This window comes from Alkaliphilus peptidifermentans DSM 18978 (assembly GCF_900101495.1).
Taxonomy (GTDB): Bacteria; Bacillota; Clostridia; order Peptostreptococcales; family Natronincolaceae; genus Alkaliphilus_C; species Alkaliphilus_C peptidifermentans.
On record NZ_FMUS01000012.1, the window covers coordinates 102,256 to 125,792 of the forward strand.

General features: G+C 34.5%; 21 protein-coding genes and 1 pseudogene. 2 read left to right on the forward strand and 20 right to left on the reverse strand.

Annotated features, from left to right (window positions below; translation table 11 throughout):
* Positions 1-5 precede the first annotated feature (5 nt).
* The 12 genes from BLP68_RS10325 to BLP68_RS10380 form a co-directional block, all read right to left on the reverse strand.
* Complete coding sequence (locus BLP68_RS10325; RefSeq protein ID WP_091543159.1) at positions 6-368, reverse strand: DUF1667 domain-containing protein; 363 nt, start codon at positions 366-368, stop codon at positions 6-8.
* Positions 369-370: 2 nt separating this feature from the next.
* Positions 371-1,636 (reverse strand): NAD(P)/FAD-dependent oxidoreductase, encoded by a 1,266-nt coding sequence (locus BLP68_RS10330; protein ID WP_091543161.1) that lies wholly within the window; start codon positions 1,634-1,636, stop codon positions 371-373.
* A 14-nt stretch (positions 1,637-1,650) separates the two neighbouring features.
* Positions 1,651-3,132 (reverse strand): NAD(P)/FAD-dependent oxidoreductase, encoded by a 1,482-nt coding sequence (locus tag BLP68_RS10335; RefSeq protein WP_091543163.1) that lies wholly within the window; start codon positions 3,130-3,132, stop codon positions 1,651-1,653.
* Positions 3,133-3,307: 175 nt separating this feature from the next.
* Positions 3,308-4,813, reverse strand: coding sequence for a glycerol kinase GlpK (gene glpK, locus BLP68_RS10340; protein ID WP_091543164.1), 1,506 nt, complete (start codon positions 4,811-4,813; stop codon positions 3,308-3,310).
* An 88-nt stretch (positions 4,814-4,901) separates the two neighbouring features.
* Positions 4,902-5,234, reverse strand: coding sequence for a Lin0368 family putative glycerol transporter subunit (locus tag BLP68_RS10345; RefSeq protein WP_091543166.1), 333 nt, complete (start codon positions 5,232-5,234; stop codon positions 4,902-4,904).
* A gap of 34 nt (positions 5,235-5,268) precedes the next feature.
* Positions 5,269-5,643 (reverse strand): Lin0368 family putative glycerol transporter subunit, encoded by a 375-nt coding sequence (locus tag BLP68_RS10350; protein WP_091543167.1) that lies wholly within the window; start codon positions 5,641-5,643, stop codon positions 5,269-5,271.
* A gap of 87 nt (positions 5,644-5,730) precedes the next feature.
* The gene (gene phnD, locus BLP68_RS10355; protein WP_091543169.1) at positions 5,731-7,611 is read right to left on the reverse strand and encodes a phosphate/phosphite/phosphonate ABC transporter substrate-binding protein; all 1,881 of its coding nucleotides are present in this window, start codon (positions 7,609-7,611) and stop codon (positions 5,731-5,733) included.
* 28 nt (positions 7,612-7,639) lie between these two features.
* The gene (locus tag BLP68_RS10360; RefSeq protein ID WP_091543170.1) at positions 7,640-8,206 is read right to left on the reverse strand and encodes a glycerol-3-phosphate responsive antiterminator; all 567 of its coding nucleotides are present in this window, start codon (positions 8,204-8,206) and stop codon (positions 7,640-7,642) included.
* A gap of 571 nt (positions 8,207-8,777) precedes the next feature.
* Positions 8,778-9,038, reverse strand: a complete 261-nt coding sequence (locus tag BLP68_RS10365; protein WP_091543172.1) for a metal-sensitive transcriptional regulator — start codon at positions 9,036-9,038, stop codon at positions 8,778-8,780.
* Between the two features lie 90 nt (positions 9,039-9,128).
* Entirely contained in the window at positions 9,129-9,611 is a 483-nt protein-coding gene (locus tag BLP68_RS10370; RefSeq protein WP_091543174.1) for a 4Fe-4S binding protein, read from the reverse strand.
* A gap of 264 nt (positions 9,612-9,875) precedes the next feature.
* Positions 9,876-10,559 (reverse strand): Crp/Fnr family transcriptional regulator, encoded by a 684-nt coding sequence (locus tag BLP68_RS10375; protein WP_091543176.1) that lies wholly within the window; start codon positions 10,557-10,559, stop codon positions 9,876-9,878.
* A 12-nt stretch (positions 10,560-10,571) separates the two neighbouring features.
* Positions 10,572-11,312 (reverse strand): class I SAM-dependent methyltransferase, encoded by a 741-nt coding sequence (locus BLP68_RS10380; protein ID WP_091543178.1) that lies wholly within the window; start codon positions 11,310-11,312, stop codon positions 10,572-10,574.
* A 184-nt stretch (positions 11,313-11,496) separates the two neighbouring features.
* Here BLP68_RS10380 and cooS point away from each other — a divergent pair, with 184 nt between their 5' ends.
* A complete protein-coding gene (gene cooS / locus BLP68_RS10385; protein WP_091543180.1) occupies positions 11,497-13,623 on the forward strand; it encodes an anaerobic carbon-monoxide dehydrogenase catalytic subunit in 2,127 nt (708 codons plus the stop codon).
* A gap of 57 nt (positions 13,624-13,680) precedes the next feature.
* On the opposite strand, the gene BLP68_RS10390 is transcribed toward cooS, so the two are convergent.
* The 5 genes from BLP68_RS10390 to cls all read right to left on the reverse strand — a co-directional run bounded on the left by BLP68_RS10390 (position 13,681) and on the right by cls (position 18,988).
* Positions 13,681-14,133: a hypothetical protein gene (locus BLP68_RS10390; protein WP_091543182.1), complete on the reverse strand. Its 453-nt coding sequence runs from the start codon at positions 14,131-14,133 to the stop codon at positions 13,681-13,683.
* A 250-nt stretch (positions 14,134-14,383) separates the two neighbouring features.
* Complete coding sequence (locus BLP68_RS10395; protein WP_091543184.1) at positions 14,384-15,367, reverse strand: acyl-CoA dehydratase activase; 984 nt, start codon at positions 15,365-15,367, stop codon at positions 14,384-14,386.
* The gene (locus BLP68_RS10400; RefSeq protein ID WP_091543185.1) at positions 15,342-16,454 is read right to left on the reverse strand and encodes a CoA protein activase; all 1,113 of its coding nucleotides are present in this window, start codon (positions 16,452-16,454) and stop codon (positions 15,342-15,344) included. Before BLP68_RS10400 ends, BLP68_RS10395 begins: the two co-directional genes overlap by 26 nt.
* Positions 16,426-17,412 carry an acyl-CoA dehydratase activase-related protein gene (locus BLP68_RS10405; protein ID WP_091543187.1) on the reverse strand — a complete coding sequence of 329 codons (987 nt, stop codon included), beginning with the start codon at positions 17,410-17,412 and terminating at the stop codon, positions 16,426-16,428. Before BLP68_RS10405 ends, BLP68_RS10400 begins: the two co-directional genes overlap by 29 nt.
* 73 nt (positions 17,413-17,485) lie before the next feature.
* Positions 17,486-18,988, reverse strand: coding sequence for a cardiolipin synthase (cls, locus tag BLP68_RS10410; RefSeq protein ID WP_091543189.1), 1,503 nt, complete (start codon positions 18,986-18,988; stop codon positions 17,486-17,488).
* 220 nt (positions 18,989-19,208) lie between these two features.
* Here cls and BLP68_RS10415 point away from each other — a divergent pair, with 220 nt between their 5' ends.
* Complete coding sequence (locus BLP68_RS10415; protein ID WP_176758967.1) at positions 19,209-20,369, forward strand: MFS transporter; 1,161 nt, start codon at positions 19,209-19,211, stop codon at positions 20,367-20,369.
* A 93-nt stretch (positions 20,370-20,462) separates the two neighbouring features.
* On the opposite strand, the gene BLP68_RS10420 is transcribed toward BLP68_RS10415, so the two are convergent.
* The 3 genes and pseudogenes from BLP68_RS10420 to BLP68_RS21975 form a co-directional block, all read right to left on the reverse strand.
* The gene (locus BLP68_RS10420) at positions 20,463-21,272 is read right to left on the reverse strand and encodes a CsxC family protein (protein WP_091543193.1); all 810 of its coding nucleotides are present in this window, start codon (positions 21,270-21,272) and stop codon (positions 20,463-20,465) included.
* A gap of 167 nt (positions 21,273-21,439) precedes the next feature.
* On the reverse strand, positions 21,440-22,960 hold the full coding sequence (locus BLP68_RS10425) for an ADP-ribosylglycohydrolase family protein (RefSeq protein ID WP_091543195.1): 1,521 nt from the start codon (positions 22,958-22,960) through the stop codon (positions 21,440-21,442).
* Positions 22,961-23,327: 367 nt separating this feature from the next.
* Positions 23,328-23,537 (reverse strand): annotated as a pseudogene (locus BLP68_RS21975) (hypothetical protein); the annotation flags it as partial.

Genomic DNA, 23,537 nt, shown 5'->3' on the forward strand with positions numbered 1-23,537 from the left:
TCTAATTACATACTCCTTGAGGCAACTATGTCAATACCAGTATTCATTATATTTTTTATAATTATATCCCCTACTTTAATAGGTGAAATAACCTCTACATCATCTATCTCGTCCATACATTTAAAAATTAAACCTTTGGGTACCTCGCCTATACTTCTGACTGGTAATCGGTTAAGATGTGCATTTTTAATCTTTACAGTTGAAGTTAACACCCTAGTTGGATTAGTCATTTCCTTTATTCCGTAGTCTTTACCCCTTGGACATTTATTTCCTGTAACTATATATTGATCTTCTCCGTTTTGCTTATGTTCAACCTCAATCTGGCAGCCTAAGGGACATGCAATACAAACCATATTCTGCTTTTTCATTGTTACCCCTCCTCAACTTCAAGTGCAACTGTTATGGTTTTAAAATCTTTATTTATTAAATCCTTTACTGGTATATTAACAGATTCCATTTCAGCAGGTGCAAGGTGGTTTTTCTTTATTTTTTTGTACACTTCATCATCAAGCTTTATTACCATCTTTGCACTCCGATAAACGTCACTTACCCTCATCATTAATTGTAAATTGTCTTCTATATTTTCAACGCGGACCTCCTGCGGAACTATATATCTTACACCATATCCTGTTTCAGTTTTTATTGCAGCTCCATTATACACTAGTTCATCTTTAACATATCTAGCTGCATTTTTCCCTGCCCGTCTACTTTCTTCAGTTACCCAGTCAACTAGGTCATGTACATGAAGAACGTTACCACATGCAAATATACCACCTATGCTAGTTTCCATAGACTCATTTACAATAGGTCCTCCTGTTAAAGGATGTATTTGCACACCTGCATTTTGAGAAAGCTCGTTTTCAGGTATTAACCCAACAGATAGTAATAATGTATCACAATCGAAAACTTTTTCTGTTCCTGGAATTGGTCTGCGGTTTTCGTCTACCTTCGCCACCGTTACTTCCTCAATTCTTGATTTCCCTTTAATATTAGTAATCGTATGACTAAGAAATAACGGTATATTATAGTCATCTAAACACTGAACAATATTTCGAGTTAGACCACCAGAGTAAGGCATTAATTCAACCACTGCCTTTACCTCTGCTCCCTCTAAAGTCATCCTTCTAGCCATAATTAATCCAATGTCTCCAGAACCTAGTATTACAACCTTTTTACCAACCATGTATCCTTCCATATTAACAAATCGTTGTGCTGTCCCTGCAGTAAAGATCCCTGCTGGCCTTGTTCCTGGTATGTTTATAGCTCCCCTTGTACGTTCACGACATCCCATAGCCAGAACTATTGCCTTGGCTTGAATATTTAATATTCCTTCTGTTGTATTCATTGCATATATAACTTTATCAGATGATACATCTAATACCATAGTGTCTAATTTGTATTCGATTCCCATCTCAAGTAATTCTTCAATAAAACGTTCAGCATACTCTGGTCCTGTCAGTTCTTCCTTAAAAATGTGAAGACCAAAGCCATTATGAATACACTGTTGTAAAATTCCACCCAGTTCTCTATCTCTTTCAATAACAAGTATTCGATTTACTCCATTATTTTTTGCTTCAATGGCGGCTGCTAATCCAGCTGGACCTCCGCCGATAACAACGATATCATAGTTTAACACCGTCTCATCCCCCTTTACTCTTCTTTAGTCGCTGCAGCTAGTGTATCTATTTTGGTTTTACTGGCTTTAGTTGGGCCTGTGAGAATATAAGCATCTGGTCTATCTTTAACGATATCAGCAATATCCATATTAAGCTCTCTGGCTATAATTTCCATAACCCTTGGTCCACAAAAACCACCTTGACATCTTCCCATTCCAGCTCTAGCTCTTCTTTTGACAGCATCAAGGGTTGATGCACCTGCTCTTCTATTAACTACGTCTACAATTTCTCCTTCAGTAATCTGCTCACATCTACATATAATACGACCATACCGGGGATCCTTATCTATTAATTGCTTCTTTTCCTCCATAGCTAATTCACTGAATGGCTTGAAGGCTTTCCTTTTCGGATTAAAGTTTTTATTTTCTTCAATACCACCAGCTGTTTCCATTAAAATATCAACTACCATATTACCAATGGCAGGAGCTGCACTTAAACCTGGTGAATCTATTGCAGCCACATTTATAAATCCTTTAGATTCCTTTACTTCCTCAATAATAAAATCACCTGTAGCGGTCTTTGCTCTTAATCCAGAAAAAGAGGTAATAACCTTATAGTAGGGAAAATCCTTTACTACCTTTTCTGCCTTTTCTCTTAGAAATGCAAATCCCTCTCCTGTTGTTTCATGGGCTTCTTTATCTTCAGTATTTTCAGCAGTAGGACCAATTAATATGTTCCCATGAACTGTTGGTAATACCAAAACACCCTTCCCAACCTTTGTAGGACACTGAAATACAATTTTATTGACGAAGTTTCCGGTGCTTTTATCAAAAAGATGATACTGTCCTCTATTTGGTATTATTTCAAAGTATGGTTTGTTCACCATATTATTTATTTCATCTGCATATAGCCCTGCACAATTTATTACATATTTAGCATCTATGTTGTGTGTCCCGGCTATTATATTGTAACCATCGTCTTTTTTATCAATGGAAGTAACTGGGCTATTTAGAAGAATTTCCACACCATTATCGGCAGCATTCTCTGCTAAAGCAACTGCTAGTTCAAATGGTCCCACTACTCCAGCTGTTGGTGCATATAAGGCTGCAGTAACGTCTTCACTTAAATTAGGCTCCATTTCCCTTAATTCCTCTTTATGAAGAATCTTTAAATCTGGAACACCATTTTTATTGCCTTGTTCTAATAATTCTTCCAATGTTTCCATTTCCTCGTTACTAAAGGCAACAACCAGTGAACCTATTCGTTTAAATGGCACGTCTAATTCTCTACATAGCTCCTCATAAAGTTGATTTCCTAAAACATTAGTTTTTGCCTTTAAGCTTCCTATCTTAGCATCGTAGCCTGCATGAACAATGGCACTATTGGCCTTTGTAGTTCCGTCTGCGATATCGTTTTCCTTTTCTATAATAACAGTATTAAGTCTGTATCTAGACAATTCTCTAGCTATATATGTCCCAATTACGCCGGCACCTATAATGGCAACATCTACCTTCATAAATTCATCTCCTCCACCCTTTAATTGAATATAGAATAATAAAGAAAAAAAGCCACATAAAACTCACCTAATTCCTTAGGTAGTTTTACGTGGCTCTCCAATCTCTGCCATTCATTATTTATTTATTTCATTATATCATCTCTATAAATGATTGTAAAGGTTTAGTTGCCTTCTCCTATTCCTCGTCTTCCCATTTAAGAGAACGCTCAACTGCTTTTTTCCAGCCCTTGTAAAGTTTTTCTTTATCTTCTACAGCAAGTACTGGTTCAAATGTCTGGTCTACCTTCCAGCGCTTTGTAATCTCATGCTTATCCTTCCAGAATCCTACTGCTAAACCAGCTAGGTAAGCTGCTCCAAGGGCAGTTGTTTCTGTAACCTCTGGACGATCAACCTTAACGCCTAGAATATCAGATTGGAACTGCATTAAGAAGTTATTTGCAACGGCTCCACCATCAACCTTCAATGTTTGAAGATTAATGCCTGAGTCCTCTTGCATAGCTTCTAAAACATCTCTTGTCTGATATGCAATTGATTCTAGAGTTGCTCTAACGATATGCTCCGCCTTTGCTCCTCTAGTTAAGCCTACAATAGTACCTCTTGCATACATATCCCAGTATGGTGCGCCCATTCCAACAAAGGCAGGTACTAAGTAAACACCATTACTATCATTTACTTTAGTCGCTAAATACTCAGTTTCTTGAGCATCTCTTATAATTTTCAATTCATCTCTTAACCATTGTACAGCAGCTCCAGCAACAAATATACTACCTTCTAGAGCATACTCAACCTTGCCATCAACGCCCCAAGCAAGAGTTGTTAACAATCCATTATTAGATGGAACAAATTTTTCACCAGTGTTCATTAGCATGAAGCAGCCTGTTCCATAAGTGTTTTTTGCCATTCCTGGCTCGAAGCACGCTTGACCGAATAATGCTGCCTGTTGGTCACCAGCTGCACCAGCGATAGGAATATCAGCACCACCAAATGTTTCATGATCAGTATAGCCATAAACATGACTAGAAGGCTTAACTTCAGGTAGCATAGAAGCAGGAACTCCCATTTCAGCAAGGATTTTTTCATCCCACTTAAGCTCTTTAATATTATAAAGCATTGTTCTTGAAGCATTTGAATAGTCAGTTACATGAACTTTACCTCTAGTTAAGTTCCAAATTAACCATGTATCAATGTTTCCGAATAACAAGTCGCCCTTTTCAGCCTTTTCTCTTGCACCTTCAACATTGTCAAGAATCCATTTAATCTTTGTACCGGAGAAGTATGCATCTACTACTAAACCAGTATTGTCTCTAATATATTGCTCCAGACCTCTACGCTTTAGGTCATCACAGATGGCAGCTGTTCTTCTACATTGCCAAACAATTGCATTGTACACTGGCTTACCAGTAGTTTTATCCCATACTACTGTAGTTTCACGTTGGTTAGTTATACCAATTGCAGCTACCTCTTGAGGACTAACACCAGCTTTTTCTAAAACTTCTCTAGCTACACCACTTTGAGTTCCCCAAATTTCCATAGGGTCATGCTCAACCCATCCAGCCTTTGGATAGATTTGAGTAAATTCCTTTTGAGCAACCGCTACTATTTTACCGTCATAATCAAATATAATTGCTCTTGAGCTGGTTGTTCCTTGGTCTAAAGCTAAGATATACTTTTTAGCATCCATATTTCTTCCCCCTTGCTTTTTTTTAAAATCAGTACATTTAAATGATACCTATTACTTGTTTAGTTAAGCATTTTAGTAAAACTTATGCTTATAATAGTGATAAAATGAATCCTCCAAGTGTACCACCTATAATGGCAAACAATAAATTAGTTAAACCCTTAGGTACATTGTCACCAGATAGTGCTGAAGCAACAAATAAACCTGCACCTGCTGCAAATGCCATATCTACCCAAGCGCCTCCACTTTGAACCATAAGTCCTACGCCATGGTTTAGACACCAAGTTGTACCTACTATAAAGCCTGCAGCCATATATCCGCCTATTGATCCCCAATCTTCACACATTTTACCCCATATTAGTCTAAGCAAAAATGGAAATATAAAGCCACCTGCCATAGTTGTAATTATTGCTGGTAAAGTCATTTTATTTTCCTCCCTTCTTATTTATCAAATAGATTTAGGCTTCTGCCTTTTGTGCTTTTGCCTTTTCTGCCGCTTGATACTTTTCAAAGGCAACTGCTGCTGCTCCACCAAGAACACCACCAAGGATTACAAATGCCAATGTTGGTATAGAATCAAGACCTACCTGAACTCCGTTTTCGAAAACACCTCTCATGAAGCCTGCAACACCAATACCAGCTGCCATGTCTACGAACGCGCCATCATTATTAATGACTCCAATATAGTGGTTCAGCATCCACATAGTACCTATAATAATAAACCCTGCAAACCAACCACCGCCAATACCATATTCGGCAGAAAATGCACCCCACACAGACATAACAAACATACCAGCGATTGCAGCTCCAATCATAGTTCCAACATGTTTCATAATAATTTCCTCCCTTCATAATATTATAATTTAATATATAATCACAGGCATAAAATGCCTTGGATTATCAAAACATCAAATACTAGCTTACACCGCACGAATCATATCATAGGTTTCATCTGTTACTGCAATAAAGCCCTCAATAGGTGTATTTATACCGGGATAATCCTTCACACCTAAAAATGCCTTCTTTAATTCCTCAGTAATGGCCTTATCAAGCTCCTTTTTTGCAGCCAATGCATCTTTGGGAATATCAGGGGTTCTAGCTAAGATTATTAAATCATCGGTGTTGACCCCTCTGCTTAGTGCACTTTCAAATGCCTCATCATAGGTTGCTCCTGCCTCTACCTCTTTGCTTAGGACTGCTTTAATTACATTATCATGGTTTCCCAGATAAGACGCCTTGGCAAATAGTCTGTTGGGATCTAATCCCTCCTCCTTCAGTAGGTAATTTGCATATAAATATCCAGAAGCGCTATTTACATCTACATATCCAAAGTGCTTATTTTTTAAATCCTTTAAGGATTTTATACCACTGTCTTTTCTTGCAATAATATAGCCCTTATATGATACCTTCCCATTAACCATAGGGGAGAGTAATGCTTCAACACCATATTTTTTATTTGCATTTACGTAAGCAAATGGAGAAAACCAACCTATATCAATAACTCCATTCCCCACTCCATCTGCAAGGGCATCATAATCCTTTACAATTATGGTCCTAGCCTCATAGCCTATGCTCTTGCATATGGTCTCCAATACTGGTACATATGTGTCTTTTATGATCTGAGGTACAGTAAAGGGGTTCACACCGAAAACGATTTCATTTTCTCCCTTAAGCGACGATGCAATAAGCTGCATATCTTCTGTCATTTCACTAAGCTTTGTGCAAAAGTCAAGAATTTCGTTATTTTTATCCTTCTGCTTGTCAATTAGTTGTATTGAATTAAAGGTTATTCCACTGGTGTTTTCCACAATACCTGCCACGTATCCCATTGCTTCATCAATTTCTTTTAATGAAGATACCTGATCCTCTGCCATGGTCCTTAAGTTCAACACCTCAGTGTTAACATCATTAATAGTATTTTTAATTTGATTAATAGCCTTATACGATTCAGAAAGTACTTGGTCAAGATCTAGTACCTTTTCACTGCACTTATCCATTGAACTGCTGGAGTGCTGAATCTTCTCCGATATATTATTTATAATTGCTTCAATTTCACCTGTGGCATTTCCTGATTCCATAGCTAATTTTCTAATTTCCCCTGCTACTACCGCAAAGGTTTTACCGGCTTCTCCTGCTCTAGCTGATTCGATAGCTGCATTAATGGCCAGCAGGTTTATTTGGCTAGACATTTTTTTTATGTAGTCAACTGTCTGATAAATCACATTTGAATATTCCTCAAGAGATTTATTATTCAGTGATGCTACAGTAAATTCTTCCTTTAAGCTTTCTTTAAATATATTAATGCTTTCTATAGTGTTTCTGTTTTCATCCAGCATTCTAAGGGACTTCTGCAAAAATGCTTCTATTTCCATAATTCTGTTGTTTAATTTATCAAAATTACTCACCAGTTGATTTACATTAGCGTTTACCTCTTGAGTGCTGGCTACATTTTGCTCCATATCCTTTGCTACATTGTAAGAGCTTTCTGCCAACTGGTTAAACGCTCCTGTATTATCCTTTGAGAGAAAAAGCAGTTGTTGAATATCAAAGCCAATGCTTTCTAATAGAGTAAACATTTTACTTGTTATTGTAGAATCATCTTTAATAGTTGAGCTGTCGTTATTACTGCCTCTACTAATTACACTTGAATTTACTTTAAAAGACCAAACTAGGTATATTATTAAATAAGAACCTATAGCAAATAATATGACAAGCATTATGGTATTTATTCTTAAAGATAAAATAATAATTTGAAGGATCATTAAGGAAATTACCGAAGCTAAGATTTTTTTATTACTCATTAGCTTTCCTCCATTTCAGATCTTTTTTCTAGAGTTGCCAAACCTCTTCCTTACTAGATGAAGCTCCTATTGCTCCAGCCTTTAATATTTCTATAACATCTTCTTTATCTTGAATGAGTCCACCGGCTATCAGTGGAATTCTTGTCTCTCTACTAACAACCTTAATAATTTTCGGCATTATTCCTGGTAATATCTCTATAGCATCGGGCTTCGTTGTTCTAATAGACTTTATACCTGTCTCTAAAGAAAGTGAATCTAGAATAAAGAGACGTTGTATAATAAATATATCCATCTCCTTAGCAGTCTTTATAAGACTACTTTTAGTAGTAATTATTCCATCTGGCCGAACATTTTCGTGGACGTACTTCAGTGCTACTGAATCTCTTGAAAACCCGTCCATCAAATCTATATGAACATAAATGTCCATACCTGCTTTTTTGACACGACTTACAATTTCCTTTAAGTTGAATATGCTGCCCGTCAGTAAAAATATAATTTCACAAGGTGATTGAATAGCATTGTCGAGTTTTTTTAGGTCATTTACCGCAGCCACAACAGGACTTCTTTGTATTCTCTCATAAAACCGATTTACCACAGTACCGCCTCCTATATTTTTAATAAGCAAGTACCATGCCAACTTCTTGCATTGGCATACAACTGCGAATTATCAAAATTTTCTAATAAAAAACTGTTCCTTTCTACCAACAAAAGCATATGTTTTTGATGTATCTTGGTAAAAAAGAACAAGTCTTTAATAAATCTATTAACAATTATATAAACCTTTCACTATACCACCTTATCTTCTCAAATTTATTTTCTTTTATTGACAATCATAATTAATATTTTAATAACACAACTTGTCCTGTCTTTAGATGAAACTGATTTATGTAATAGTTTTTATATAAGCATTTTTATCACTATTTAATAGAAAAAGACAACTATTCATATCATAGTTGCCAAAATCGTCTAAATCATCAATATATCATAATTAACCTCTATTTCGACAACTTTTTATCATATATAGCCTAGCTATAAACTAAACATATCCCCCCAAGGTTTATAGTTATCGTACTGAGATTTTAAATTTGATACTTGCTCTTAAAAACATTATAACAAATCTAATATAATTTTCCAACTAATATTCAGAATTATTATATAACTTGTATCTATTTTAAAAACTTTATAATACTCTTTACTATATTCTCTACTTCTTCCGAAGAGATATTGTCTTTAATTAAGCATTCCTTTGCATTATCTTCAATAATTAATAGACCTACCTTTTCCACTGAAGATTTTATAGCATTTACCTGTAATAGTATCTCATGGCATTCTTTACCTTCTTCAATCATATTCTCAATACCCTGAATATGTCCCTTAATGGTTTTTAGTCTATTAATTATATCTTTTTTAACTTCTTTATCTTCCACAATTTCACTTCCTTAATCTAGAATAAAGTCAATTATATTTTCTCATATATTTTCTAAAATATAAAGATTTTATTAAAAAAACTAATTTTGTTAGGCTGCTTTTGCTGGTTTTCTCTTTTGTGATTTTTCTATTAGCCCAGTAGCTGTTCCCATGGGGCAGATTTGGCACCAGCTTCGAGGCTTGAATACTACTCCCATAAAAATACCAACAGTTGTGGACATAGCCATCATTCTAAAAATTGCATAGGCTGTTTTTGTAAAATCTCCCCTTGAAATGAATAAAGATATAGAAAACATTCCAACCATCCATAGTAGCATAAGATTTTTAACTATTTTATTATTAATGAATTTAGGTAAGCTGTTGTTAAAACTGAGTTTTTGTAAAAATTTGCCCAGCATAGCGCCTCTGGGACAGTACTTGGCACAATGTACTCTCCCTCCACCTCTTAGTGCTAGATATATAGGCACCAACATACAGATTAATCCCAATATACCGAATCGAATATCTATGATTCCTAAAGTAAAAAATAGAACAATAAAGACCCAAGACCAAGACATAATTGATTTTTTCATATATTACTTCCTCCTATTAGTTATTATAATTTTTACCCCCCCTCTCCTGGGATGGGATATAACAAGCATATCATTTTTTTGTTTAGCATTCAAGTATTTTTTAATAGAGTTTATAGCTACCAAGATATGTTAAAATAAAGCATTGATGCCAACACTGAATAAGAAATAGAGATACGAAAAATCTAATATTTGTCCAATTAAAAACATCTACCTTCTTTGGAAAGTAGACGCTATAATAAATACTATATCTGTAATATACTCTATTTACTGAATCCAGTCCTTAAGCTTATTTATATCCTTCACTATAATTTTCTTACCACTAATATCAATAGAGCCCTCCTTTTTAAACTGCCCCAGTGCCCTACTGACAGTTTCACGGGCAGTACCAATCATGTTAGCAAGCTCCTGTCTTGATATGCTAAGCTTTAATTCAATACCACCCTCTGTACTAACTCCATGCTCATCAGAAAGCTTTATAATCATTTGAGCTGTCCTCATATAGGTATCTCCCAATGCTAACTCCTTTACTTTTTGCTGAGAGTTAAAAAGCTTTTTACTCAGTACTTTTATAATACCTAATGCTATATTGGAATTTTTTACAACCAAATCTTCTAAAGCCTTATTGCTTATCATTCCTATACTTGCATCCTCCAATACTTCTGCTGAGGCTGGATAATTCATATCATTAAATAGTGTTACTTCAGCAAAAACATCACCATCCCCTAAAATTGCAAAAATAAGCTCTCTACCATCAGCTGTTGTTTTAAAAACCTTTATTTTACCAGACTTTATGAAATAAAAAGCCTCACCGGGATCTCCCTCCATAAAGACAATGGTACCTTTTCTAAAGTTTCTTTCTAAAGTTATATCCTTAATTTTTTCAAGATTTTCATTGCTCAGGGTGGAAAAGGCTGGTATTTTTTTTAGTATTTCACTCGTAGTTTTCAATAATCAACCTCCTTAAAATTTCCTTGCTTCAATAATCATACCAAATGAATCTATGCAGAAGTCGGCTTCACCAAAGCTGCCATAAAATTTTAAATTTTTAAATCCCATATTATTAAGGATTTCTTCTATTTCGTTGCTTCTTAATGGATAAAGTGGAACAGTGTTATTAAAGCTCTTATCTTCATGATTTTTCTTAACCGCCAGCTGAGTATCGAAATGAATAATATTATTATTTTGGTCATATCTATATTTTCTGATTAATTTTACACCTGCATCAGTGTTTTCAATTGTAGGCAATTCATTTATATTATATTTTAAAATACGATCATAATTCACTGTCTGAAGCATTAAGACTCCATTATCACTAAGTAGTCTATAAAAATCATTTAACACCCTATAGATTTCTTCAAGCTTTGTTAAATGTACCAATGAGTTTCCAATACAAAAAATGCTTTCAAAGCTGTGTTCTTTAAGTCTTTCTCCTATTTTTCGCATATCTTCCTTATAGGTATGTATTTTTATATCGTTAAGTTTAGCCTTTATATTTAATTGCTTTATCATTCCCTCATCAAAATCAACTGCAAAAACCTCATTTCCCTGAACACTTAAGGGTATAGCGTAATTTCCAGTACCACATGCTACATCCATAACCTTGCCTTCTATTGGAATTCTAGCCATTAAAAAATCTAACTGTGGTTTAGCTGCTGGAAATATATCATCATAGTATTTATTAAATTCTTCATAAAAGCCCATAGACAATCCTCCTCATAATATTATTATAAGATAAAAACAAACTCAATGAAAGCTTAGTTTATTATGTATTTGTTTGGTACATATAATATGATTATTTTAAAATTAATAGTTTACGAGTTTTCTTTACATAACTTCCGCCTTATTTTGTAAAAATAAGTGTATATCAAGAATGGAGGTTGATTTTATGTCTGATAAGTCAAAGGAAAATTTACAAAACAGTACGAATACCATAAGCCCTGGCAAGGTTAGCTTAACCGCAGATTCTTCAGGTATTAGCGGAACTAATGATCCAAATTATCATGATGATTTACATGAAAAAATAAAGATTAATTATGATAATATTGAGAAATCCCCTTCTCCCGATAAGGTACATCAATGGCAAAGAGATCATATAAAGGTAGATGATCAAAAGCCTGAAGGATACCCTCTAAATGTTATTGTGGACCCTGCAATGAGAGAAATGTATCAGGTAGTACATAACGCAGATTTTACAAATGTATTTGATCGATTTTCTCAACAACAGCCCCAATGCCGCCATTGCGTTGAAGGACTTTCATGTCAATTATGTGCCAACGGCCCATGTAGAATCCACCCCAAGGCTCCTAGAGGAGTTTGTGGTGTAGATGCCCACACAATGGTGGCCCGGAACTTTGTCTATAGACATGTAACCATTGGTACATCAGCTAATATTTTTCATGCCCATCAAGCAGCTAGAACCTTAAAGGCAGCCGGTGAACATCCCGAAAGTGGTTTAAAAATAAGAGATTCTGAAAAGTTAAAGCAGTATGCAGAAATGCTGGGACTTGATACTAACAAGTCTATTGAAAAGCTAGCGATAGATTTCGGTCAATTTGTTATAGATGACATCCATCGACCTGCCCATGATGATTCAAAGTTGGTGGAAGCCTTCGCTCCAACAAAACGCAAGAAGTTATGGAGAGAGCTAGGCCTATTCCCAGGCGGAGGCTATAGTGAGGTTGCCTTTAGTCAAACAAAATGTATGACTAATTTCACCTCCGATCCAATTGACTTTCTTTTAAATTCGGTTCGGCTAGGGGTTGCCAATGAATATCAAGGTTTATTTGCATTAGATATTTTACAGGAAATACTAATGGGAACTCAAAAAATTAGCTTCCAAAAACAAAACATGGGATTGTTAAGTCCAGACATGGTTAATATTATTACCAATGGTCATATGCCTCTACTTGCTCATGTAGCTATTGAAATGGCATCTTCAGATGAATGGCAGGAAAAAGCTCGGCAGGCTGGTGCCAATGGAATTCAAATTTTCGGTCACGTCTGCGAAGGTCAACAGCTTTTAAACTATGCAGGTACACAAAATATGCGGGCTTTTGGAGGTCAAGAGGGTGAATGGCTATCAGAGGAATACCTATTGGCAACTGGAGTAGTAGATTTATTTATGTTCGATTATAACTGTACAGTGCCTACTCTTCCTATTTATGCTAAACGTTTTGGTACTAAGCTTGTTAGTACCCACCCAGTTATTAAACTCCAAGGTACCGAAACCCTTGATTTTGTGCCTGAAAAGATGAATGAACAGGCTGAAAAAGTTTTAAATATGGCTATCGAAGCATATAGCAAGAGAAGATCTGAAAATAGAGAGGTTTACATTCCACCCTATACATCAGAATGTATGGTGGGCTTTAGTACTGAATCTATTAGAGAAGCTCTAGGTGGCAGCTTCGACCCTCTAATTGAACAAATAGCTAATGGTAATATTAGAGGTATTGCTACAATAGTAGGCTGTACAACTGCCCGATATGGTCAGGGAGGTAGCAATATATTCAAAATTACTAAAGGGTTAATTGAAAATAATATTTTAGTATTATCAGGTGGCTGTACTTCATCAGTTATGGAGTATACCGGCCTCACCCATCCTTCAGCGGCTGATGAAGCAGGTGAAGGCCTGAAGGCAGTATGCAAGCAGCTGGGTATTCCTCCTGTATTATCCTATGGTGCCTGTGTGGATATAGGAAAAATGACTCATACAGCAATGGAGCTTGCTGATGCATTAAATGTAGATACCGATAAATTACCACTAGTAATAGGGGCACCAGAATATTTAGAGCAAAAAGCTGTTGCAGATGCTTGTACAGCAATTGCTTTAGGTTGGTTAGTTCATGTGGCTCCAGTTCCTTCAGTGACAGGAAGCGATGTTGTAGTAAAAACCTTAACAGAAACTACTGAAACTCTTGGTCTGGGTAAGCTTATGGTGGAACTAGATGCCGAAAAGACTATTAAGATTTATGTTGACCATATTGAGAAAAAACGTAAAGAATTAGGTATTTAAACAATAAAGAACAGTTTATACTTTTCATAAGGTGCACTTCAAAAGAGTGCACCTTATTTATGATTTAATCCCTTCTATTTTGTCATAAAGCTTATAGCCTAACAATATAAATCTTCTTCTATCCTTAAAGCCCATAAACATTCTTATTCCTAACTCACATATACAATATTCAATAAATAACTTTGTACTTGTGGCATGTGGAAACTGTGCCTTAGTTTCTAATATATCTATTAGCTCTTCTTCATTATTTTTCACCTCTAGAAAAACCTCCAGTATTTCATTTATACATATATATAGGTAATTAGTATCCTTTTTAAACTCTAATCTTTTCTTCAATGCGTTTACTGTTTTTCTAATTTGTTTTGTTTTTTTAGAAAGGTTCTTTTCCTGTTCAATTGTCAGCACCTCATAAACTTGAAGCAAATTCAACATTCTAAGGTTTTGATCTAGGCATATTAAGTAGGCTTCTATTGTTTCCACCATCTCCCGTTTACAATCAGCGTAGTCCACAGCTCCCACTCCCCAATAAAATAATAATTAAGCCCATTACTGTATCATTGACATTTAATATCCTTACAATATTGATATAGTGTAAGGATAGATATTATTCATAAAAGAGAGTTAAAAGAGTTAAGGGTGGAAAAGAAAAAACCCTTTGAATTTACTTCAAAGAGGTTTTAGCATAAATTATAAGTTATATAAAGTTTTACTTTTATTTTTATTCTTAATTCTTCACTCTTAACTCTTAATTCTTAACTTTTCATGCTAGTTTCTCAATATCGCTTTTTACTTTATCACTCCATTTACCACATTTGTCTCCCCATCGTGCCATTAGCTGCCCGTCCCTCATAATTTCTATAACCTCACAAAGATTGGAGCAGTCTTCACATTCAAAGCCCTTAACTTGATATCCCGAATTTATTATATCAAAGCCTTTAAATTGGGTTGAGTTTTTCTTTAGAGAATGCTCTTGGGCTAATAAACAACAGCCTATGGCTCCCATAACGTCATGATGGGTTGGTACAAAAATTTCTTGATTTAATGCTTCTTCGAAGGATTTCTTTATACCAACATTTGCTGCCACGCCTCCTTGAAAAACTATTGGCCCCAACAGCTCCTTACCTTTTCCCAAGTTGTTTAGAAAATTTCTTACAAGTGCATCACAGAGTCCTTTAATAATATCCTCCTGATTATGTCCCAGCTGTTGCTTATGAATCATATCTGATTCTGCAAAAACTGCACATCTACCGGCTATCCTTACAGGGTTTTTAGACTTTAAAGCCATATCGCCAAACTCTTGAATTTTAATTCCTATTCTTGCTGCTTGACGATCTAAAAATGATCCTGTTCCTGCTGCACAAACAGTATTCATAGCAAAATCACTAATTATACCATTTCTAAGAAGTATTATTTTAGAGTCCTGTCCACCTATTTCAAAGATAGTTCTAACCCCTTTAACAAAGCTTAAGGCTGCTATACCATGGGCTGTAATTTCATTCTTTATTACATCTGCTCCAACAATCATAGCAGCTAAATGTCTGCCACTTCCTGTAGTCCCAACCCCCTTTACCTTAATATCTTCATTAAGCTGAGACTTAATTTCCTTTAAACCTCTTTGTACGGCATCTATAGGCTTACCTTGAGTAGCGGTGTATACTTTTCCAATTATTTCATTATTATCATCCATCAAAGCTACATTTGTGCTTACTGATCCAACATCAATTCCCAGATAACAATTCTTCATTGATCCTCATCTCCTTTCTTCTAATAAGCAGGTCTACAAATGCTTCAAGTCTAGTGGTATAACCAGCTTCTCCAGTCATCTCATCTACTATAAGACAAAGATAAGGAATATCAAAATCCTTTTCCACTGTTGGTAAAATACTCTGAGCCACGATTTCTGGCATGCAGGTAAAGGGATAAATTTGTATTACACCATCATACCCCTTTTTTGCATAATCAACTGCATGTCCGATTGTTTCTCTAGCATGTCCACCAATCATTGTTTTCAAATAAGGCTTTGCCAATTTCTGAATTTTCTTCTCTCCAGTTAATTTTAATGGTTGAAGATATAAATGTTCTGTTAGCCACTTGCTGATTTTAAGTGATTTATTGATTTCTACACCCATATCACCCAATTTTTTCTCAATGCTTAGATTAACAAAGGGCTCAATTATAGTATAAATTTCTCCCACGATACCAATTTTAATAACCTGACATTGGCTATGCTCTTCTACTTTTTTCAAGCTATTAATTGTATTCATTATTAATTTAGAAACATCTCTATAGCCCTTTAGATTCCTTACATTTTTGTGGAATTGATCGCAGTATATATCTACTTCGCCTCTTTTCTTCTGTCTAGGTCTTTTATAGTAGCTATAATCCTCCATTGCATCTAGTAAATATAATATTCTTGTGGCTTTCATGAGGGCCTTGCCAATTTTATAAGGATTTTTAGTATTGGTTAATTGAAAAACGCTATTAAAGAAACTTTTGTAGTCACCCTGAGGAGGATCTAATAATATAAATCTTATATTTTCATGACCGATGGCCTTCATAATTTCTTTTTGTAAAATTGTATAATATCCAAATCGACAAGGTCCACAGCTTCCTGTTAGTACAATAGTATCTGCTCCCTGACGAATACTCTCTACATAATTTCCGATATTAACCTTAAGGGGTAGACAAATAGACTCGGGGGAATGGTGTGTACCAATATTTAGGGTATCATTACTACATTCTGGTGGAATGATATTTTCAACCCCCAGTTCATCAAGTAAAACTTTTGTTGCCACATATTGATTACCCATGTGTGGAAAGGTTACCTTCATTACTCGACCTCCAATCAATCATATCAATAAAAGCCTCAAGTCTAGTATTCACACCTGCTTCTCCTGTATGCTCGTCAATTGTTAAAAGCAGAAATGGCATACCACTTCGTCTAGACCAACGTTCAAATATATCCTCAATAACAGAATCGATACCACAACCAAATGAGGAAATATATATAATACCATCTATTTCCTTATTTTCTGTGTAATGTAATGCTGCCCCCAATATTTTTCTTCCATAGCTCCAAAACATCTTTTTTTCTAGACTGTTGGCAAGATCATTAATAGTTTTCATATCTATCATTTCTGGAATTACAACATCGATAGCCTGCTGTTTCAGTTTTTTTATTAGATTCATAGATCCATAGCTATCGTATATGTGGTATGTATGTCCAATAACAGCAATACGTCGTCTATAATTTATGTGGGGAATTTGCTCCTTCTCTTCATATATTCCATTAATTGGTATGTAACCATTTTTCATGTGTTCTTTATACTGATAGTACTCTTCCAATGCCTTTAAGTAAGCGTTTCTTATCTTAATTGGATTTTTCGTTACATAACTACCAAAGCTAAATACAGTTTTCATTAAGCTTTTTCTAGATTTATTAAAATTAATTTCCGTATCAATCAAGGGTGGTAAATTAGGTATGGAGTGCTGTACCATTTCAGGTAATCCACAAAACTTAGGGCATATGTATTCATTTTTGTATACACTCATCATTTTTGGCACAAAAATATAGTCAACCCTATCTTTTAAATTCAATACATGTCCATGAAATATTTTTACTGGAAGGCATGCCTCGTCAACTGTATTTCTTACTCCTTGATCTAGGATTACCTTGTTGGTGATATCAGAGACTATAACCTCCGCCCCTAGTGACTCATAAAAGGTTTTCCATAAAGGATAATAATCATAAAACCATAGTCCTCTAGGTATGCCGATTTTTACCGTCATATAATTCCTCCCTTCAGCATTTGTATATTATGTTCAAATTTCGCCACTTCTATACTATTGACACCCTACTAATTCAAGCTAATGGAATTATTAGACGACCTATCCATAGCTTTAATCTTGTGGCTATATTAACCTTTTTGTAATCCTCATAGGCTACAGAATGACTGTTTTTTAAGTAATCATGAATAATAGCTTCTACTTCTTTACATTTGTCTTCATTAAATATTACAGCATTCACTTCATAGTCTAGGAAGAGACTTCTTGTATTAAAGTTTGCTGATCCAATAGAAACTATCTGATTATCTGTTAATATTACCTTAGAATGTATAAATCCATCTTCATGTAAATATATTTCAACCTTAGCTTTAAGCAGCTTTTCAAAAAAAGAGGTATTTGCCCAGCCTACAAGGAATAAATCGGGCTTCTTTGGCAAAATTATTTTAACATCTACACCCCTAAGGGCTGCTGTTTGAAGAGCCTTAATTAGGCTATCGTTCAAAATTAAATAGGGGGTTGTTATATAGACCTTTTCCTGGGCATTAGATATCATTGAGAAATACAGCTGACTAATTTCGTTCCAGTGGGTATCAAAACCGCTACTAATCATTTGAATCGGCATAAAAGCCTCAGTATTGTTTTGTGCAAAATATCTCTCATCAATAATTGCTTCTGAAGTTATATAAAACCAATCAGCCAAGAATATTTTTTGAATCCAATTAACCGCTTCTCCCTCTATCATTACATGCATATCATGCCATTCTCCGATACTATCATCTCTTCCTAAATACTCATCACCTATATTGAAGCCCCCAGTAAATGCTACTCTACCATCAACAATAACTATTTTTCTATGGTTTCTGTTATTTAGCTTTCCCTTTAAAATAGATTGGAGGGTGTTATCAAAAACCCCTATTTCTACTCCAGCCGCTAATAATTCTTTTTTAAAGCTGGTTGAAAAGCTAGTACTACCTAGGCCATCATAGATTAATCTTACCTTCACACCTTCTTGGGTTTTTTTTATAAGTATATCCTTGAATTTCTTTCCAATTTCATCATCTCTTATAATAAAAAATTCTACATGTATATGGTGTTCCGCTTGGGAAAATGCTTCAATTATCTCATCAATAACCTTACTACCGCCAGATAATATGGTAGTTTCATTTTTTTTAGTTATTGGCATTCCTGTGCTATTTTCTATTAAAGTTGCAATTCCATTTTGAAGGTTTGTTAATTCCATCTTCTCAGCTTCATCATAGGATGTTATCTTCATAAGCTTATCCATATAAATACTTCTTTTCAGTTGATATCCATTAATAAGCACTGAATTTCTCCAAATTTGAATCCCTGTAAAGACACCAAACACAAGAATAATTAATAGTAAACCTTTACAAACAGTGATAATCATATAATTTTTTGTTAAATACAACATAATAAGGATTACTCCAAACAAAAGTGTAATCCCTAAAAGGTACGGATATATTCCCACCATCAATGCATGGGAGGTTAGTCGAAAAAAATTGAAGAAAAATAGTGCAATAATAAAAACCAAAAATAAAATTTGAAAGAATTTAATCAATACAAATCCATCCTTTTTTTATTCTGTATAATTGCATTTTCAAAATGCTTTATTATAATATCCCATTCGCAAGCTTTCTATGTAAATATTGAGATCTAATAAGTGGATGAAAAAACATTATTATTGAATACTTGAAATGAAACCTTTCTTTTTTGCCATACTAACTTATAAATAAGCTAATAGATAAGGAGACTTTTATAACATGTATGGTATTCCAAATATGAAATTCAAAAAAGAAATATGGCTTTTTTTAGCTTCCATCTTTGTAGTCCACATCGCTGCCTACTTAATTGTCCCTATTTTCCCTATATTATTAAAAACCCAAAAAGGACTGTCCACCACAGAAATTGGTCTGGTCATAGGTGCAGGCTCTTTCTTTATTCAGCTTGGAAGTATTATAGCTGGTATATTATCCGACTCCATAGGCTCTAAATATACAATGATTATAAGCAACACATGTCAAGCAATTGGTCTATTAGGAATGGGTCTCTCTAACTCATTTTTAACTTTAATACTTTTTTCAATTTTAAATGGAATCGGCACAGGCATATATATACCATCTGCTAAGGCTGCGATCTCTTATATAGCTGCTGAAAAAAATAGAACTATAGCCTTTTCCCTTCGTTCTGTTGCATCACATATAGGTATAAGCTTGGCGGGCCTTCTTGTTCTATTTAGTGCTACAAACCAAAATTTTTATTATGGATCCGCTGTCTATTTAACTCTTTTGGTGGTGTCTTGGTTTATATTGCCCAATGATTGTGGAAATCAACCCTGTCCCACCATTCCACTAAAGAGCTATATGGAAATATTTAAAAATAAGTCCTTTGTTTACTTTAGCTTTGTATCTGCATTGGTTTGGTCTCTACACACACAATTGGCATTTCTTCTACCCTTAAGGGCTGAAGTTGTACTTGCTAACACTAGAGTTATTGGAATTATATGGACTACAGCAAGTATAGCTGTTATTGTTTTACAGCCTATTATTTCTAGACGATTTCTTGAAAGGCAAAATGAAAAATTATCTATTATAATTGGAGCAGCTTTAATTGGAGTTGGAATAGCTTTACTTGGCTGGACAAATAGCTTTCCATTATTTTTGGCATGTGGTTTGATTTTTATTGTTGGTGAAATGTTTATGATGCCAACACTTGATGGTTTAACCAGCATTATGGCGAACCCTAAAATGCTGGGAGCATATTTTGCAGTAGCTAATTTTTCAGCAGGAATCGGTGGTGCTGCTGGAACCTTTGCCAGTGGTAGAATTATTGATGTATATGGGATAACAGAATCTCCAATTCCTTGGATTATCTATGGGTGTTTCGCGTTAGCTGTCATATTTATGGTTAGGTTTTTAGTTGTTTCTACACAAGATATATAAGTAGATTACTGATTTATATGACTATGTTGATATATATCCATAATATTAAACAACCCCGCCCATATACTTTTGGGCGAGGCTATTAGGTTTAGTCTAATTAATATCTTCTTCAGAAAAATACTTTGGTTTATGTGTTACTGGTGGAATTGCCACCTGACGATTTTGCAGAAGCTTTATAGTTAAGAATATAACCATCTTTTCCTCTATGCTATTAAAGACCTTCTCATCGAAAGGTAATTTAATTTTACTTGGATGCTTTCTATTGAGAAATTCATCAAATTCAACTATTCTACTATTAATCAATTCACAGTAGGGTAATTCATTAAAAAATTCCGTGCTAATTTGGTTAAACTCCGATAGGTCTCCAGAAAGCAATTTATCCTTTTCAGCAAATTGTGGTCCTAATTTTTGCTCCTTATAATATTCAAATTCTTCACTTGTTCTATTAATCACTGGTAATGGCTCAATTCCATTAAAGGTGACAGGTGTAGTACATTGAAAAGGCGTTTCCACAGTAACATGACGGATATCTCCAAAAACACCTTCAGCTGATGAATAAAACCTATTAGCTGTAGCATACTCAATATTTTTTCGAACAAACCCTTTAATGAAAAGTACATTTGTGTCTTGTATTAATAAACACTGTGTTATTTTCAAGTGTTTTTTAATGCGTTTAATCTCTAATGCATCTTCTGGAAGTGTAATTATTGCATTTACATTAATTTGAGCCTCTAATTCAGCAAGTACAACTGGTATTTTGGCAACAGCACCTGTAGTCAATGGACTTAAGGGTACTACTGTGTTTTCACAATTATTTGTAGTTTCACTTTTAACATTTATACTTGTCTTTTGAGGAGTAATTTTTTGTGGTGGTTTTTGATTTTGATTAAAATATAAAGACATAGCTCCTTCTCCTTTCTGATCTATATAAAGGAATTGGTTTGTATTCCCATTTTCCTAGTACATAATATTCCCGCTTTACGATATAGTTACATTAATTTCCACAAGAAAACCCTATTATATAGACTTTTTTCAAATGTCTATATAATAGGGTGCATTTTTAGTATCACTTAGCTTTTCTTAGACAAACTAATAATTGCCTCTAAAACCTCTCGTCCTATCTCATATTCTGGGGCTATCTCTACTGCTCGTCTTGCATATCTTTCAGCCTTTTCTAAATCGTCTAAATTCAGGTATGTGATAGCTAGGTCAGAAAGAATTACCGGATGATTTAAATCGTATGCCAATGCCTTTTTAAAGGATTTAAGTGCTTCATCAAAGGCTTCATCTTGCAAGTGCTTTGTTCCAAGCCCTTCATAGGCTTCAATTATGTGAAGCTTAATTCTTTCATTTTTTTTCAAATCAGGACTCTTGTTTATTAGGTTTTCAAAATATTTAACTGCATTATCATATTGCTCTTCCTTATTAAGTTTAATTCCTGTCCATAAAAGTTGATGCACCTCATCCTGATTTTTTTCATAACTTATATTTTCTCTCATCCTTCTATAGGGATTATTATTCTTATTCTTAAGTGAAAGCTCAAATAGTCTATCTGACAAAGCCATCATTTCTTCAAGATTACTTAGTTTATATGTATATCCTCTTGGTATATTGTTATAGCCAATATAAGCACCTGCTAATGTCAGTGCCATACTTGACACTGTGTCTGTATCAGTTGAAGTCAAACAATCCTTCAAAACCCTCTCGAAATCATTAGGATTCTTAAGGAAAAGAAATAAAGCATAGGGAACAGATTCAAGGGAGTAGGCACCACTTCCCCACTGGCGATGGATTGTTTCAATATCTGTGTCCTTTTCTATTGCTTCCTTAAGCTCTCTACTAATACGACTATATAGATTAACAATTTCGTTATTTTCCCTAGAGCGATATACCTTCGTTTCTATTCCTTTTATGCTTCTTCCTAAAACATCAATTAACTTTAATATATCCTCTTTTTCTCTTAGAGAGTAGGGGGGCTGATTTAATAAATAGGCAATTGCAGTACTATTTAAAATGCTTGATGCTATTGCCATTTGATCCATATGGGTAATAGCTGCCTGCATACCACTCAGCATCTTTAGGGATATATAATCCCCATAGTTTATTAATGCCCCTGGTGCACAACGCATGGCTGCTCCATTTCCAGCAGACTCAATTCCACTTTTGTACCATTCAATTCTTCGATCTCTATAGTTAATTACAAATTCTTTTATTGTATTACCCATCTTTGTTATGGGTTGCCGAACTATCCTATTGGAAATGTCCTCAGGGTGAAACCCTTGGAATATAATAAGTGATTCAGCATACATAATTGTCATCTCTGTATCATCTGTAATATTTAGAGAAACTGAACGTTTTTCACCCTTTAAAAAGGAGTTTATATATTCGATTTCTTTAGGATGTTGCCCCTCTAAGTGACTACCAAAAGCATCTCCTATAGCCAGTCCCACAAGGCTTCCTCTAATCTTATCGCGATATTCTATGCTTGATATAGGCTTTAAAGTCATTGCCTCTCCATATGACATAAAATCCGACATATCGGCCTTTTCAATTAAAAATTCATACATCTTATCTAATGATATAATATCCATTTAATTGGCACCTCTTCATATTAATTCTTTCTTCCATTATTCTACATACAAAATTCTTTTCCTTCTTAATAATGCTGTTTTATTATTGAAGATTGCCATTTTTGTGTGTAAATAAGTCTTTTCTTTTAGGTTTCACACTATTACCTGTGTATAAACTATTGTTATAATATTAAGAAGAAGGAACATAATAAAATTATAGGTATGTTATCTTCAACTATTATAGATTTAATAAATATCATTTGACTTTACCCGTTAAAAATGATATATCTTGAGTTTTACACCTTGGAGGGAAAATAAAAGCCTATAACCTTTGTATTTCAAAGATTACGGGCTTTTTAACTTACTCACTAGTCTGTTGTTCTACAGATTATTTTTTGGTTTGAGATATGATGTTTTTAATTTCTCCTAAGGTCATAAATCTCTTCGAGAAATCTATGTTAGTTGCTTTTCCTAAATTTTCAACAACTTCATCGTAATAGTCAAACATGTAATAATTCTTGTCTACGTAAGTCCCAGAAATACTATTCATGGCATTTACCAATGTTTTAGTAGAATATCTGTTGTCGGTTTCCCTCTG